The following is a 14,140-nucleotide window of genomic DNA, read 5'->3' as shown; positions in this document are numbered from 1 at the left end:
AGCAAATGAGCCGTCCTGCTGAGAACAGTCTGTTTCCAGTACGTGCGGAATTTGAAAAATCTTGCCTTTTTTAAGGTTTGGGCCGGATTTTACCGGTTGCTTGATCTGCGAATGAAGTTAGAAGGTGAGAAAGCTGCGATGTGCGGGCTTGGGAGGCTTGCTTCAGAATGTTCAAAAGAACGGGCGCGGCCAAACGACTGAAGAAAGACCGCTTCCGGGGGGCGGCTAGGAGCATGAATGCTAGAGCTTGACGAGCTCGTCATGGATTTCAGCGGGTTCAGAGCCGTGAACGGCTGCAGTTTCCGCGTTGAAGAAAACAGCATCACTGGCCTGATCGGGCCCAACGGGGCCGGAAAGACTACTCTTTTCAATCTGATTGCAGGCGCCTTGCAACCGACCAGCGGCACGATCCGCTTTCTGGGGGAAGATGTAACGGCGCTGGCCAGCCATCAGCTGTTTCACAAGGGGCTCGTGCGCACGTTTCAGATCCCGCACGAGTTTCACAAGCTAACCGCCCTTGAAAACCTGATGATGGTACCCCCGGCGCAGCCGGGTGAAAGTCTTCTTGCCAACTGGATCTCCTGGAAACGGGTCAAGACGTCGGAAGCGGACGTGGAGCGCCTGGCCTATGAGACGCTGGAGTTTCTGGAGCTGACCCACGTGGCCCATGAGCGGGCGGGCAACCTTTCCGGCGGCCAGAAAAAGCTTCTGGAACTTGGCCGGACCATGATGACTGATGCGAAGCTGGTGCTGTTGGACGAGCCGGCTGCCGGGGTCAACCGGACCTTGCTGCGCAAGCTGGAGGCCAAGATCGCCATTTTGAACAAGGAGCGTGGCTATACTTTCATCCTGATCGAACACGACATGGAAATGATTGAAAAGCTCTGCGCTCCGGTTGTCTGCATGGCCGAGGGCAGGGTTCTGATCGAAGGCGATTTTGAGACCGTGCGCTCCGATCCCCAAGTGCTGGAAGCCTATCTCGGCGAAACCACGGGAGATGCCGCATGACGGCGCTTCTGTCGATGGAACAGCTTACCGGGGGCTATGGGGAAGCGGACATCCTGCAGCAGGTCTCCCTGTCCGTGGCCAGGGACGAGATTGTCGTGATTGTGGGGCCAAACGGGGCCGGCAAATCAACGGCCATGAAATCCGTCTTTGGCCTGTTGACCATCCGGGGTGGCCGGATCCTGTTTGACGGCGACGATATCACCGGCTGGGCGCCCAACAGGATTGTGCAAAGGGGCATCTGCTATGTGCCCCAGGTGGACAACATCTTTCGGGAGATGTCGATCCACGAGAATCTTGAGATGGGTGGCTTTCTGAAAACCGGCGATCTGTCGGCCGCCTATGACCGGGTCTATGAGCTGTTTCCGGATCTGAAGGAACGGCGGAAGACCATGGCGGGCAGCCTGTCTGGCGGCCAGCGTCAGATGGTGGCCATGGGCCGGGCCCTGATGCTGGACCCCAAGCTTCTGCTTCTGGACGAGCCGACCGCCGGTCTGTCCCCGAAATATATGGAACAGATCTTTCAGATCTGCCGGGATGTGCGTGACACGGGCGTTGCCATTTTGCTGGTGGAACAGCACGCCAAGCAGGCTCTGGCCTTTGCCGACCGGGGCTATGTGCTGGCCGCGGGCAAGAACCGCCATGAAGGCACCGGCGCGGACCTTCTGGCCGACCGGGAGGTCGCCGAAATGTTCCTGGGTGGGTGATACGGAATGGATCTTTTCGAACTTCTCAATTTCTATGTGGTGCCGGGCGTCGTACTCGGGTCCATCTATGCCCTTGGCGCTGTCGGCATCACCCTGATCTTCGCGATCCTGCGCTATGCGCATCTGGCGCATGGGGATCTCGCGACTCTCGGCGCCTTCCTCGCGCTTGCGATTGTGACCGGCCTTGGCGTCTCGCCCTATGTGGCCCTGCCGATTGCGATCCTGGTTACTGCGGGTGTCTCGGTTGGCATCGACAAGGTCTTTTACGAGCATCTGCGCGAGCGGCCAAAGATCGTGACCGTCATGGCGTCCCTTGGCATCGCACTGATGGTCCGTGCTGTGGTGCAGGTCGTTTGGGGTGTCGACACCCAGACTTACACCCGCGGCATTGTGCGCCCGGAGACCTATTTCGGCTTTTTGCGCATCCGGGACCGGGAGCTTTATACGGTGCTGGCCATGGTGATTCTGGTCGGGGCGCTGCATCTGTTCCTGACCCGCTCCAAATGGGGCAAGGCGATGCGGGCCATGTCCGACAACCCAAATCTGGCGCTTCTGTCCGGCATCGATAATCGCAAGGTTGTCATGCTGACCTGGATCATCGCGGGCGGGCTCTGCGCCGCCTCCGGCTTCTTTCTGGGCATCAACACGGAGCTGAAATCTATGATGGGATGGCACATGCTGCTGCCCATGTTTGCCGCAGCGATCCTCGGCGGGGTTGGCCGGGTGGAAGGTGCTGTTCTCGGCGGCCTGATTGTCGGGATCGCCGAAGAGCTGTCGGTTCTGGTGATCCCGAGTGAATACAAGGCCGCCATGGCCTTTGCGATTTTGCTGTTCATGCTGCTTGTGCGCCCGACCGGGCTGCTCAAGGGCAAGGTGCTTTAGGAGGGCCGGTTATGGAATTTCTGGGTCTCTTGAACTACGCGCTGTTCATGGCGATCTTCATTGGCATCTACGCTTTGCTGGCCCTGGGGCTAAACATCCAGTGGGGCTTTGCCGGGCTGTTCAACGCGGGAATTGCCGGTTTCTTCGCCGTTGGCGCGTATACGTCCGCGATCCTGACCACCGCACCCGCAGACGGGAGGCTTGGCGGGTTTGACCTGCCCATCCTGATAGGCTGGGCCGGCGCCATGGTGGCGGCTGCGCTGGTGGCCTGGCCGATTGGCAAGATCTGCCTGCGTTTCCGCTCCGATTATCTCGCCATTGCCACGATCGGGATCGCCGAAATCATCCGCCTTGTGATCAAGTCCGAACCGGACCTTACCAATGGCGCGCGCGGGATCTCCAGCATTCCCCGCCCAGCCGGGGATCTGGACTATACAGGTTCGCAGATCGCCTATCTGGCCATCGTTCTGGTCGTTCTGATTGCGGTCTATCTTCTGGTCGAGCGCCAGTTCAATGCCCCCTGGGGGCGCATGATGCGCGCTATCCGCGACAATGAGGACGCGGCCAAGGCCATGGGGAAGGATGTGGAATTCCGCCGCCTGGAAGCCTTTATCTTCGGAGCGGCACTCATGGGCCTTGGCGGGGCGCTGTTTGCCCATTTCAACCGCTCGATCACGCCGGAAGCCATCGATCCGATGGTGGCGACCTTCCTGATCTGGATCATGCTCATTCTGGGCGGGTCGGGCAACAACCGGGGCGCCATTGTGGGCGCGGCGGTGGTTTGGATCATCTGGTCCGTTTCAGAGATTGCAACCGACCAGCTTCCGCATGAATATGCGGTTCAGGCGAAATATATCCGCTTGTTCCTGATCGGCCTGATGTTGCAGCTTGTGCTGCGGTTCCGGCCCGAGGGCCTTCTTCCCGAACCGCTGCGGGGAGACGGGCGGGTGACAAAATCCGGGGCGGACCGGTCCTAGGCCCGCCCTGTGACCCCGTGTTTTTGAAATGCGGGATCAGCTCTTTCAAAAACCCGGCAAAGACGGGACCAATGAGGAGGTAGTTCTGATGAAAACCAAGTTTCTTGCGCTGGCCGCAGGTCTGATGACCGCAACGGCCCTGGCATCCGTTCCAGCAAAAGCTGATGTGACCATCGGTCTTCTGGGCGGCATTTCCGGCCCGATTGCCGCAATGGCTCCGGCCATGATCGACGCGGCCCAGCTTGCCGTGACCCAGGTCAATGAACAAGGCGGCATCGGCGACAATGAAAAGCTGGTCGGGGCAGTCGGCGACAGTGCCTGCAACCCGCAAGGCGGCACGGATGCGGCCACCAAGGCGGTCAATATTGAAGGTGCCATCGGCATCGTTGGCCCCCATTGTTCCGGCGCAGTTCTGGCCGCGGCCGGCACGGTCAGCATCCCGGCAGGCATTGCCCTGATCACGCCGTCAGGCACGTCCCCGGAAATCACCGGCCTTGACGACAAGGGCACCGTGTTCCGGACTGTTCCGTCCGACGATTACCAGGGCCGTGCTCTGGCGCGCACGCTGAAGGACCGGGGCTATGGCAAGGTTGCTGTTGCTTATCTCAACAACGACTATGGCACCGGCCTCGCCAATGCGTTCAAGTCGGAATATGTCGATGAGCTCGGCGGCGAAATCACCCAGTTTGCGGCCCACGAGGAAGGCAAGGCGTCTTACCGCTCCAACCTGGCAGAACTCGCCAAGGGCGGCGCCGACACGCTGGTGATCTTCGACTATGGCGACGGTACCGGGCTGACCATTCTGCGTCAGGCGCTGGAGAACGGTTTCTTTGAAAAATTCGTCGGTGGTGACGGCATGAAGTCCGACGCGGTAATCGATGAACTGGGCGCTGAAAACCTGACCTCCTTCGTGGCCTCGTCCCCGGTCGGGGAAAAGTCCAACGCGCTGGATATTTTCAACGAAGCCTTCAAGGCCTCCGGCGGCGACCCGGATGCGATCTTTGCCAACACGTCCTATGACGCCGCTTTCCTCATGGCACTGGCTATCGAAAAGGCCGGGGGCAAGAAGGATGCAGTGGCAGCGGCTGTGAGCGAAGTCTCCAACGGCGAAGGCGAAGCCATCCTGCCGGGCGAATGGAAAAAGGCGAAAGAGCTGATCGCAGCCGGTAAGGCCATCGACTACAAAGGCGCTTCCGGCGACCTGAACTTCGACGCGAATGGCGATGTGCCTGGCACCTATGCCCTGTTTGAAGTCGGCTCCGACGGCTATGAAGTTATCGCTGAAATGAAGTAATACGCCTCTCTTGGCGAGACCCGTTCAAAGACCGGCGGTCCGCAAGGGCCGCCGGTTTTTTGATGCGCTTTTGTGCGGAGCTTGCGGGACATGCCGGCCTCATCTTGAGGGGGAAGAGTGATACATAGCATCATTCCGGCGGCCACTCTCCTTTAAGCCCTCTTGGGGCGTGTGCTACGACCCCTCATCATAGGCTCAGGAGAGTGGCCGCCGGAATGACGCTATGTATGAAAGGCTCCCGGTTGGCAAAAGGCGCCGCAATCCCACGCCGGTCAGCCCCGGTCAAGCCGTGGACGGCCGCACGAGGAAAGGGGCTTTTCTCCAACGGCTGCCGAAAAAGACCTTCATCCTGAGGAAGGCTGTGAGATGGGCTATCGGCCTTCCTCAAGAGAGGGAGGGGACAAGGCCTGCGTTGATTTTCTCCGCGTTTGGACAGAACGCGTTGTGACAGGCATGGGGCAACTGCACCGGCGGTGACAGGTCCATCTGTCCGGGCTGCCCAAACGGGGCTCTTGGTGCTGGTTGCAATTGTCTCTTACCCGCTGCGCTCAAAGCCGCTATAAGCCCGGCCATGCGAGATCTGGATGTTCTGGTGCTGGGCGGCGGGGCTGCCGGGCTGATGTGTGCGATTGAAGCGGCAAAGCGCGGGCGCAAGGTGCTGGTTGTCGATCATGCCAAGCGCCCGGCGGAGAAGATCCGCATTTCCGGCGGTGGACGCTGCAATTTCACCAATCTTCACTGCACACCGGCGAATTTCCTGTCGCAGAACCCGCGCTTTTGCGTGTCGGCCCTGAAGCGCTATACTCAGCAGGATTTTCTGGCGCTGGTTGAAAAGCACCGCATCGCCTGGCACGAAAAAACACTAGGTCAGCTTTTTTGCGACCACAGCGCCAAGGACATCATCCGGATGCTGCTGGACGAGCTGGAGGTGGCCGGGGGGACCCTGCAGCTGGAGACACAGGTCAAGGCCGTCGACAAGCCGGATGACCATTTCTCCGTTGCCACCTCAAAAGGCCCTTTGCGGGCGCGCGCGCTGGTGGTGGCAACCGGCGGTCCCTCGATCCCCAAAATGGGCGCGAGCGGGTTCGGCTATGAGCTCGCCAGCCGGTTCGGCCTGGGGCTTGTGCCGCCCCGGGCGGCTCTGGTTCCGCTGACCTTTTCGGACGCCAACAAGGATTTATGCGGGCGTCTGGCCGGGGTCGCGCTGGATGCGCGGGTTTCGGTCGGCAAGACCTCATTCCGCGAAGGGCTGCTGTTCACCCACCGGGGGCTCTCCGGACCGTCCATCTTGCAGATTTCCTCCTATTGGCGGGAAGGCCAGCCGATCCGCGTGGATCTGGCGCCCGATGCCGATGTGTTTGACGGGCTGAAGGCCGCCCGGCAGGCGACCCCGAAACAGGACCTGAAGACGGTGATCGGCCAGTTTCTGCCCAACCGGCTGGCCGATGAACTGGCCGGGGCGTTCCACCTCAAAGGCCGTCTGGCGGACCTGTCCGACAAGGTTCTGCGCCGCACCGCGGACCAGCTGACCCGCTGGCCGCTGACCCCGGTCGGTACGGAAGGCTACCGCACGGCAGAAGTGACCCTTGGCGGGGTGGACACGAAGGAGCTGTCCTCCAAGACGCTGGAGAGCCGCAAGGTGCCGGGGCTCTATTTTATCGGCGAAGTGGTGGATGTGACGGGCCATCTCGGCGGCTTCAATTTTCAATGGGCCTGGTCGTCGGGCCACGCGGCCGGGCAGGCCGTGTGAGGAAAGGTGCTTGAAGACCGGAATCCTGCACTGCAGCAATTTCGGGTGACCGGAGCTGTTTCAAGGATATATTGGCATCGGGAAACAAGGACCGGGCGTGGGGAGCGGATGAAGCGGGTCACCATTCACGATGTTGCGGCCGCCGCAGGCGTCAGCCTGGCAACGGTCGACCGGGTGCTGAACGGGCGGCCCGGTGTGCGCAAGGTGACCATCGAGAAGGTCCTTCGGGCGGTGGAGGCGCTGAACTACACGCCGGATGTGTTTGCCGCCGGTCTGGCCAAGAAACAGGCCTACCGGTTGCACTTTCTCATTCCCAAAGGGCCGAACGCCTTCATGGAGGATCTGACCCGGGAAGCGGCCTCCCATGCCCAGACCATGGGGGGCGACCGGCTGCAGGTTCATGTGGAGCCGATCGATGCTTTTGACGGGCACCGGGTTGCCGGAACGCTGGCGGTTCTGGACAGGTCGGTTTGCGATGGGGTGGCCGTGGTCGCACCGGCCTTTGCGGAAGTCCGGGCAGCAATTGACCGGCTGCAGGACCGGGGCGTGCCGGTGGTCACGCTTGTTTCCGACCACCCGGGCTCCGCCCGCCGGCATTTTGTCGGCATCGACAATGTGTCGGCCGGGCGCACCGCAGGCCGGCTTATGGGCCGGTTCCTGCCCGAACGGGTCGGGCAGATCGGCCTGATTGCCGGGTCCAGGGGGCTGCGCGATCATGCCGAGCGCTATCAGGGCTGCTGTGATGTGATCACGACGGAATTTCCGCATCTTGAGCTTTTGAGCGTGCGCGAGGGCCGGGACGACAACCGGCGCAATCACGATCTGGTCACCCAGCTTCTTGCAGAGCATCCCGGTCTGGCCGGACTTTACAATGTGGGGGCGGGCAACCGGGGCACGCTGAGCGCCCTGTCGGCGGTGGCGCCGGGGACAAGGCCGGTTTTTGTCGGCCATGAGCTCACCCCCTATACCCGCGATGCGCTGCGCAGCGGGGTGATGGACGCGGTGATCGCCCAGGACCCGGGCCACGAGATCCGCAGCGCGATCCGGGTTCTGAAGGCCCTGTGCGACGGGGTCCCGATCATCGCGGATCAGGAGCGCATCGGCATTGATATTTTTCTCAGGGATAACCTGCCTGACCTATCGTGAGCAGGTGGAATTTCTTAAAACTGCACTCCTGCATTCAATTTTTAGCATTGACGTTTCGGGAAAGGCACCGCATATCTTAGCGCATGCGCCTGACACAACAGACCAATTACGCGGTGCGTGCGCTGATGTATTGCGCCGTGAATCCGGACAAGCCAAGCAAGGTTGCGGAAATCGCTGCCAGCTTTGACATGTCTGAAACCCACCTTTTCAAGATCATGAAGGTTCTGGTTGACGCCAACCTGATCCGGACCATCCGGGGCCGCAATGGCGGTGTGATGCTGGCCCGCCCGGCGGAGCAGATCTCGGTGGGGGAAGTGGTCCGTGCTGCGGAAGAAAGCTTCGCATTGGCGGAGTGTTTTGATTCCGGCCGGAAGGATTGCCCGCTGATCTTGTCCTGCGGCTTTAACGGCTTGCTGCATGAAGCGCTGGAGGCCTTCATGGAAGTGCTGGACGGAAAGTCGGTTGCGGATCTGTCGGAGGACAGGTTCGGCATGCGCGGCCTGTTGAAAATCGACGCCGCCGACAGCCCGGTCGCTGCCAACGCCTGACGCTGTGGACGATTACGAGTCAAAAGCGCCACCATCCGGTTGGCGCTTTTTTTTGTGCGCGCCGGGACCAACGCCGTCCCCGTCTTGAAAGAAGCGGCACCCACACTTTCCGCCTCTCCAGGAAACCTCCCGCCTCTGACAGGAAAGGATGCGGCCGTCTTTGAGGCGGGGCTACCGTGTGGTTTGAAGGAGTGCGGCAGACAAGACAAGTCTCCGCTCATGCCTGCGGGGACAAGGCACCTGCCTGAACATGTCCGCAATATCCATTGTGATCTGGACAATGGTCGCGAGGTGTCTGGTGAGAAAGGGTGCGTCAAAAATGCCCCTTGGGCGGGGCCCCATGGGCTGGGGACGAAAAGGCCGGGCTGGCTAGCCGCTGAGGGAGAGGAGAGGGCGGTTGGCTGGCCTGGCATTTTGTGTCTTCGGTTTCCCGAAGACCCCGTCTCGAGCAGAACCGGAGGACGCGATTTCCAGTTCTGTTTCGATCAGGCATTGCCTTGATAGGAAAACTTGAGTATGAGTGTCAAGTATAAAGTTGAGTTAGATACTCACCTTTTAATTGTTCTTATCTGGACCCCCTTGAGATCAAGCATCAAAAGGGGGCAAAGCAAAGGCCAGGGACCGAATTTCGCGCATGACACTTACAGCGAACAGCCAGAAGCGCCGCCTCTCCATCACCACCTCCAGTGGCTCCCGGCACGCATTGGCCAGCAAGATGCTGCAGCAGCCGAAAACAGAATTCGATTCGCGTGAACTGTTCAGCGGCCTGCGGCAGATTCAGATCCTGCACAATGAAGAAACCTATCGTTTGTCCATCACCAAGCAGGGCAAGCTGATTCTGACGAAATAAAGGGTCTCAGCCCGCTCCGGACACTCCGTCCGGCGCGGGCTGGGATCGCCTGTTCAAACAGCGCGAGATGAAGCGTGCCGCGCCCGGCGACCGCGTTCAGGCTGCAAAAATAGACACAGGTGTTCCGACACCGCGCAACACATGATCGCCCATGGTGGTCAGCCCGGTTTTAAGATCGTCGTCCAGGGCTGCGCGCACAGGCTCTGTCAGGAGCAATTCCCGGCCCAGGGGCTTGCACAAGGATTCCACGCGGCTGGTTTCATTGACCGCCCGGCCAATAACCGTGAAGTCCAGCCTTTCCTCCCCGCCCACATTGCCAAAAAAGACCTCGCCCCGATGCAGGCCGATGCCGATCTTCAGCGGATGCCAGAAGTCTGCCGGCGGCAGATCCTCAGGCGGGGCCGCATTCAAGGCGTCGATGGCCGCAAGCGCTGCTTTGGCTGCTTTCAAGGCAGCTGTTGCGGCTGCCTCTTCGCCAAGAACCTTCTGGTCGAACACCGCCAGCAGCCCGTCGCCCATGAATTTCAGAATGTCACCGCCATGGCTCAGCACCGCCTCCGAGACACGGTCGAAATAGGCGTTCAAAATGGCAGTCACCTCCGGCCCGCTCAGCCGGTCGGCCAACTGGGTAAAGGCACGCATATCGGCCATGAACACCACCGCTTCGATGGCCTCGCCGTCGCCGCGCCGGATTTCGCCGTCCAGCACCCGCTGTCCTGCGATGGGGCCCAGATAGGTGTCGGCGACATTGCGGGCGATCCGCTGCACGATATGCCGTTCCACATGAAGGGCGAGCAGATCAATCAGCTGGCGGATCACCTTTTTGTTGGTGTCCGAGGGCCCGCCCGGCCTGCAGGTGGCCAGCGTCATGGCGTTGAAGGTTTTGCCGGTGGCGCTCAGGGGCATGGCGATATAGGCGGTAAAGCCCTGTTCCGCCAGTTCTTCCATCAGCGGCGCAGAGGTGCGGCCCTCTTCGCTTTCCAGATCCACCCGAATGGTATCCCCCTCCATGATGACCTTGTAGAGCGGGTTGCGGGTGAAAGCGGCTTGCTGAATGGCACCACTGTCCGCAGCAATCTCGTCGCAAAACTGGTCAAGGCTGCTCCAGAACCAGGAAAAACCGATGACACGAGGGTGCAGCGTGCCGAAATGCAGCGTGCACCGGTCGATCCCGAGACCGGCCGCCTTGCAGCGCCACATGAACTCTTCGAACATCAGCATCACATTGTCGATGCGGGTCGCCTCATGCAGCAGCCAGGACTCAAGCTCCTCAAGGGTCTGGGTTGCCGGGGCACAGGAGGGCCCGCGCGCGGAGCGCTTCAGGAGGTGGACATGCGGCGCATAGCTGCGTGGCGCGGGATCGAGCACAGGGGGGGGCATGAAGGCTCCAGAGAGTATGTCTTTCGAAACTGAAGGCCGTTCGAAGCCCGCGGTAAAAGGAGTCGAACTTCAGCTTCAGGTGAGCAGTCTTGTGCGGACGGCCGTAAAGTGCAATGTGAAAACGATCCCGGTCTGGCTTGGTCTGCCGGTTTGGGCCGTTTCCAGGAGCAAACCGCATCTACCAGGCTTTGTCTTTTGCTGCCTGACAACAGAGGTTTCAGCGCAAAAGACAACACCATTTGAAACCGGATGAACGGCGCCGGCTAGTGTGGTGGAATTGAAATACGCCTCATTTGCGCAGCGCGCGCCGTAGCGCATTTCAATTCCGAAAAACACATTAGAAACATAGGCGTGCTGGTCACTCCCATGACTCTGAAGCTCGTTCGGAACACGCTGGAAATCGAGACGATCTTCACAGTCGGGCGACTAGAACGCGGCTTCGACCCCGTCCATCTCCACATAAACGCTTTTGACCTGGCTGTAATAGTCGATCGCCGCATGGCCGTTTTCGCGGCCCATGCCGGATTTCTTGTAGCCGCCAAAGGGCATTTCGATCGGGGTGAGATTGTAGGTGTTGATCCAGCAGGTGCCTGCCTGCAGGCGGGCAATGACCCGGTGGGCCCGCTGGATGTCCCTGGTGAACACACCGGCTGCCAGACCGAACTCCGTGTCATTGGCGCGGGCAACGACATCGTCCTCATCGTCAAAGTCGAGCAGGCTGAGCACCGGGCCGAAAATCTCTTCCCGCGCAATGCGCATGCCGTCCGTCACATCGGCAAAAACGGTCGGCTGGACAAAATAACCATCCGGCAGGCTGGCCACGGTTGCAGCGCCGCCGCCACAGACAAGACGCGCGCCTTCCTGTTTGCCGAGCTCAAGATAGGACAGCACCTTGTCGAGCTGGGCTTTGGAGACCAGCGGGCCTATCGTGGTGGTCTCATCCAGCGGGTTTCCCAGAACGGCGTCCTGGAGCCGCTCGGCAAGGCGGGCGAGGAACCGGTCCTTAAGGGCCGTGTGCACAAAGACCCGTGTGCCGTTGGAACAGATCTGGCCGGTGGAATAGAAATTCGCGTTGATCGCCGCCGAAATGGCGTTTTCAAGATCCGCGTCATCAAAGATGATCAGGGGCGACTTGCCGCCAAGCTCCAGAGTGGTCTTTTTCAAGTGTTCCCCGGCAAGGCCCGCAACCTTGGCACCGGTCGGCACCGAGCCGGTTAGCGAGACCTTGGCAATGTCCGGATGGGCCACCAGCCTGGCGCCCACATCGCCGAAGCCCTGGATGACGTTGAAAACCCCGTCCGGAAGGCCTGCTTCGCTCAAGGCCTCGGCGAGCTTGAGGGCGCTCAAGGGCGTAATTTCCGAGGGCTTGAAGATCATGGCATTGCCGCAGACCAGCGCAGGAGCGGCCTTCCAGCAGGCGATCTGGATCGGGTAGTTCCAGGCGCCGATGCCAAAACAGATGCCGAGCGGCTCGCGCTTGGTATAGGCAAAGGAGCCGCCAAGATCGATATGCTCGCCGGTCAGCGTGGCCGCCAGGCCGCCGTAATATTCGAGGCAATCTGCGCCGGAGGCGGCGTCGGCAACGAGCGTTTCCTGCAAGGGTTTGCCCGTGTCCAGGGTTTCCAGAACGGAGAGCTCATGGTTTTTCTGCCGCAATAGGTCCGCCGCCCGGCGCAAAACCCGGCCGCGTTCGGCCGGCGGTGTGGCCGCCCAGACGGCCTGGCCCTGTTTGGCTGCGGCAAGGGCTGCCTCGATCACCGCGTCGTCGGCGGGCCGGATCTCCGCAATAACTTCGCCGGTGGCCGGATAAACGGACGGAAACGGGGTGCCGGAGCGGCTCTCCAGATAGGAGCCGCCGACATAGTGGGAAGCTTGGGGTTGGGCGCGCATTGAAGTGCTCCTGCTTGGGGCCGGTCCGAAGGATCCGGCCCGATGTTTTTTAGCGTTGGCTGTGGTCCCAGTCGGGGTGGATCCAGGGCTCCTGGTTCGACGCTGGCAGCGGCTCCTTGCCTAATATATGGTCGGACGCCTTTTCACCCACCATGATGGACGGGCCATTCAGGTTGCCATTGGTAATCAGCGGGAAAATGGAACTGTCGGCGACGCGAAGCCCCTCCACCCCGATCACCCGGCAGTGCGGATCAACCACGGCCATCGGATCGTCCTTGGCCCCCATGCGGCAGGTGCCACAGGGGTGATAGGCGCTTTCCGCATGTTCGCGGATGAAATCATTCAGGGCATCGTCGCTCTGTACATGGGCGCCCGGCTGGATCTCCTTGCCCCGATAGGGGGCAAAGGCTTCCTGGCCGAAGATTTCCCGGGTCAGGCGAATGCAGGTCCGGAAATCCTCCCAGTCTTCGTCCACGGACATGTAGTTGAAGAAGACGGAGGGTTTCTGGCGCGGATCATTCGAGGTGAGGCGCACATGTCCGCGCGATTTTGAACGCATCGGGCCGACATGGGCCTGGAAGCCGTGGCCCTCGGCGGCCGCCTTGCCGTCATAGCGCACGGCGAAAGGCAGGAAGTGATATTGGATGTCGGGATATTTCACCCCGGCTTTGGAGCGGATAAAGGCACAGCTTTCAAACTGGTTGGATGCGCCAAGGCCTTTCTTGAAAAACAGCCACTGCGCCCCGATCAGTGCCTTGGAAACAAGGTTCCAGTGTTTGTAAAGAGTGATCGGCTGGGTGCAGGCCTGCTGGATATAGAGTTCAAGATGGTCCTGCAGATTGGCACCAACCCCCTGCCGGTCCGCAACAACGTCGATGCCGAGGGCGGAAAGCTGGCCGGCCGGGCCGATCCCGGAGTGCAGCAGGATTTTCGGGGAGTTGATGGAGGAGGCCGACAGCACCACCTCGCGGCCGGCATAAGCGGCCCGGATCTGGCCGCCGGTTTCAAACTCGACACCGGTGGCCCGGTTGTTTTCAATAAGCACCTTGCGCACAAGGGCGCCCTTGATCAGGGTCAGATTGCTACGTTTGAGAGCGGGCTTCAAATAGGCATTGGCGGCGGACCAGCGGCGGCCCCTGTGGACCGTCATTTCCATGTCGCCGAAGCCTTCCTGGCGTTCGCCGTTATAATCCTCCGTCACGCCGTAGCCGGCTTGCAGTCCGGCGTCGCGGAACGCATGGAACAGGGGGTTCCACTTGGTGCCGCGCTGAACATGCAGGGGGCCGTCCGTGCCCCGCCAGCCGGCCTGGCCTTCCGGGTTCTGCTCCAGGCGTTTGTAATAGGGCAGCACATGGCGGTAGCCCCAGCCGCTGGCGCCCATCTCTTCCCAGGTGTCGAAGTCGCAGGCATGTCCGCGCACATAGACCATGCCGTTGATGGATGAGGAGCCGCCAACGACCTTGCCACGCGGCGTGGCAAGCCTGCGCCCGCCCAGATGCGGTTCCGGTTCACTTTCATAGCCCCAGTCGTAAAGCGGCATGTTCATGGGGTAGGAGAGGGCCGCAGGCATCTGGATCAGCGGTCCCATATCCGTGCCGCCGAACTCCAGCACCAGAACCTTGTTGGCCGGATCTTCCGACAGCCGGCTGGCGAGCGCGCAGCCTGCCGATCCGGCGCCTACGATGATGAAATCAAACCTGTCTGTCATTCG

12 protein-coding genes are annotated in these 14,140 nt (G+C 60.9%); 9 read left to right on the top strand and 3 right to left on the bottom strand.

The window, feature by feature from the left end:
- Positions 1–237 precede the first annotated feature (237 nt).
- The 9 genes from ACXAH0_RS17705 to hemP all read left to right on the top strand — a co-directional run bounded on the left by ACXAH0_RS17705 (position 238) and on the right by hemP (position 9,159).
- On the top strand, positions 238–1,008 hold the full coding sequence (locus ACXAH0_RS17705) for an ABC transporter ATP-binding protein (RefSeq protein WP_475177605.1): 771 nt from the start codon (positions 238–240) through the stop codon (positions 1,006–1,008).
- Positions 1,005–1,712 carry an ABC transporter ATP-binding protein gene (locus ACXAH0_RS17700; protein ID WP_475193537.1) on the top strand — a complete coding sequence of 236 codons (708 nt, stop codon included), beginning with the start codon at positions 1,005–1,007 and terminating at the stop codon, positions 1,710–1,712. The genes ACXAH0_RS17705 and ACXAH0_RS17700 overlap by 4 nt, the downstream gene beginning before the upstream one ends.
- Positions 1,713–1,718: 6 nt before the next feature.
- Positions 1,719–2,594: a branched-chain amino acid ABC transporter permease gene (locus ACXAH0_RS17695; RefSeq protein WP_475193535.1), complete on the top strand. Its 876-nt coding sequence runs from the start codon at positions 1,719–1,721 to the stop codon at positions 2,592–2,594.
- A gap of 11 nt (positions 2,595–2,605) precedes the next feature.
- Positions 2,606–3,571 (top strand): branched-chain amino acid ABC transporter permease, encoded by a 966-nt coding sequence (locus tag ACXAH0_RS17690; protein WP_475193531.1) that lies wholly within the window; start codon positions 2,606–2,608, stop codon positions 3,569–3,571.
- A gap of 88 nt (positions 3,572–3,659) precedes the next feature.
- Entirely contained in the window at positions 3,660–4,865 is a 1,206-nt protein-coding gene (locus ACXAH0_RS17685; protein WP_475177582.1) for an ABC transporter substrate-binding protein, read from the top strand.
- Positions 4,866–5,436: 571 nt separating this feature from the next.
- Complete coding sequence (locus tag ACXAH0_RS17680) at positions 5,437–6,615, top strand: BaiN/RdsA family NAD(P)/FAD-dependent oxidoreductase (RefSeq protein ID WP_475193528.1); 1,179 nt, start codon at positions 5,437–5,439, stop codon at positions 6,613–6,615.
- Positions 6,616–6,723: 108 nt separating this feature from the next.
- Complete coding sequence (locus ACXAH0_RS17675) at positions 6,724–7,761, top strand: LacI family DNA-binding transcriptional regulator (RefSeq protein WP_475193525.1); 1,038 nt, start codon at positions 6,724–6,726, stop codon at positions 7,759–7,761.
- Positions 7,762–7,844: 83 nt separating this feature from the next.
- A complete protein-coding gene (locus tag ACXAH0_RS17670) occupies positions 7,845–8,309 on the top strand; it encodes an Rrf2 family transcriptional regulator (protein ID WP_475177570.1) in 465 nt (154 codons plus the stop codon).
- Between the two features lie 634 nt (positions 8,310–8,943).
- On the top strand, positions 8,944–9,159 hold the full coding sequence (gene hemP / locus ACXAH0_RS17665; RefSeq protein WP_475177567.1) for a hemin uptake protein HemP: 216 nt from the start codon (positions 8,944–8,946) through the stop codon (positions 9,157–9,159).
- Between the two features lie 96 nt (positions 9,160–9,255).
- On the opposite strand, the gene ACXAH0_RS17660 is transcribed toward hemP, so the two are convergent.
- The 3 genes from ACXAH0_RS17660 to betA form a co-directional block, all read right to left on the bottom strand.
- Positions 9,256–10,539 (bottom strand): adenylate/guanylate cyclase domain-containing protein, encoded by a 1,284-nt coding sequence (locus tag ACXAH0_RS17660; protein ID WP_475193522.1) that lies wholly within the window; start codon positions 10,537–10,539, stop codon positions 9,256–9,258.
- Positions 10,540–10,965: 426 nt separating this feature from the next.
- A complete protein-coding gene (gene betB / locus ACXAH0_RS17655) occupies positions 10,966–12,429 on the bottom strand; it encodes a betaine-aldehyde dehydrogenase (RefSeq protein WP_475193517.1) in 1,464 nt (487 codons plus the stop codon).
- 49 nt (positions 12,430–12,478) lie between these two features.
- The gene (betA, locus tag ACXAH0_RS17650) at positions 12,479–14,137 is read right to left on the bottom strand and encodes a choline dehydrogenase (RefSeq protein ID WP_475177551.1); all 1,659 of its coding nucleotides are present in this window, start codon (positions 14,135–14,137) and stop codon (positions 12,479–12,481) included.
- Positions 14,138–14,140 lie beyond the last annotated feature (3 nt).

This window comes from Roseibium sp. AWQ4_290 (assembly GCF_056160985.1).
The sequence above is the reverse complement of the archived record's forward strand: the minus strand, read 5'-3'. Positions and strand labels throughout refer to the sequence as shown.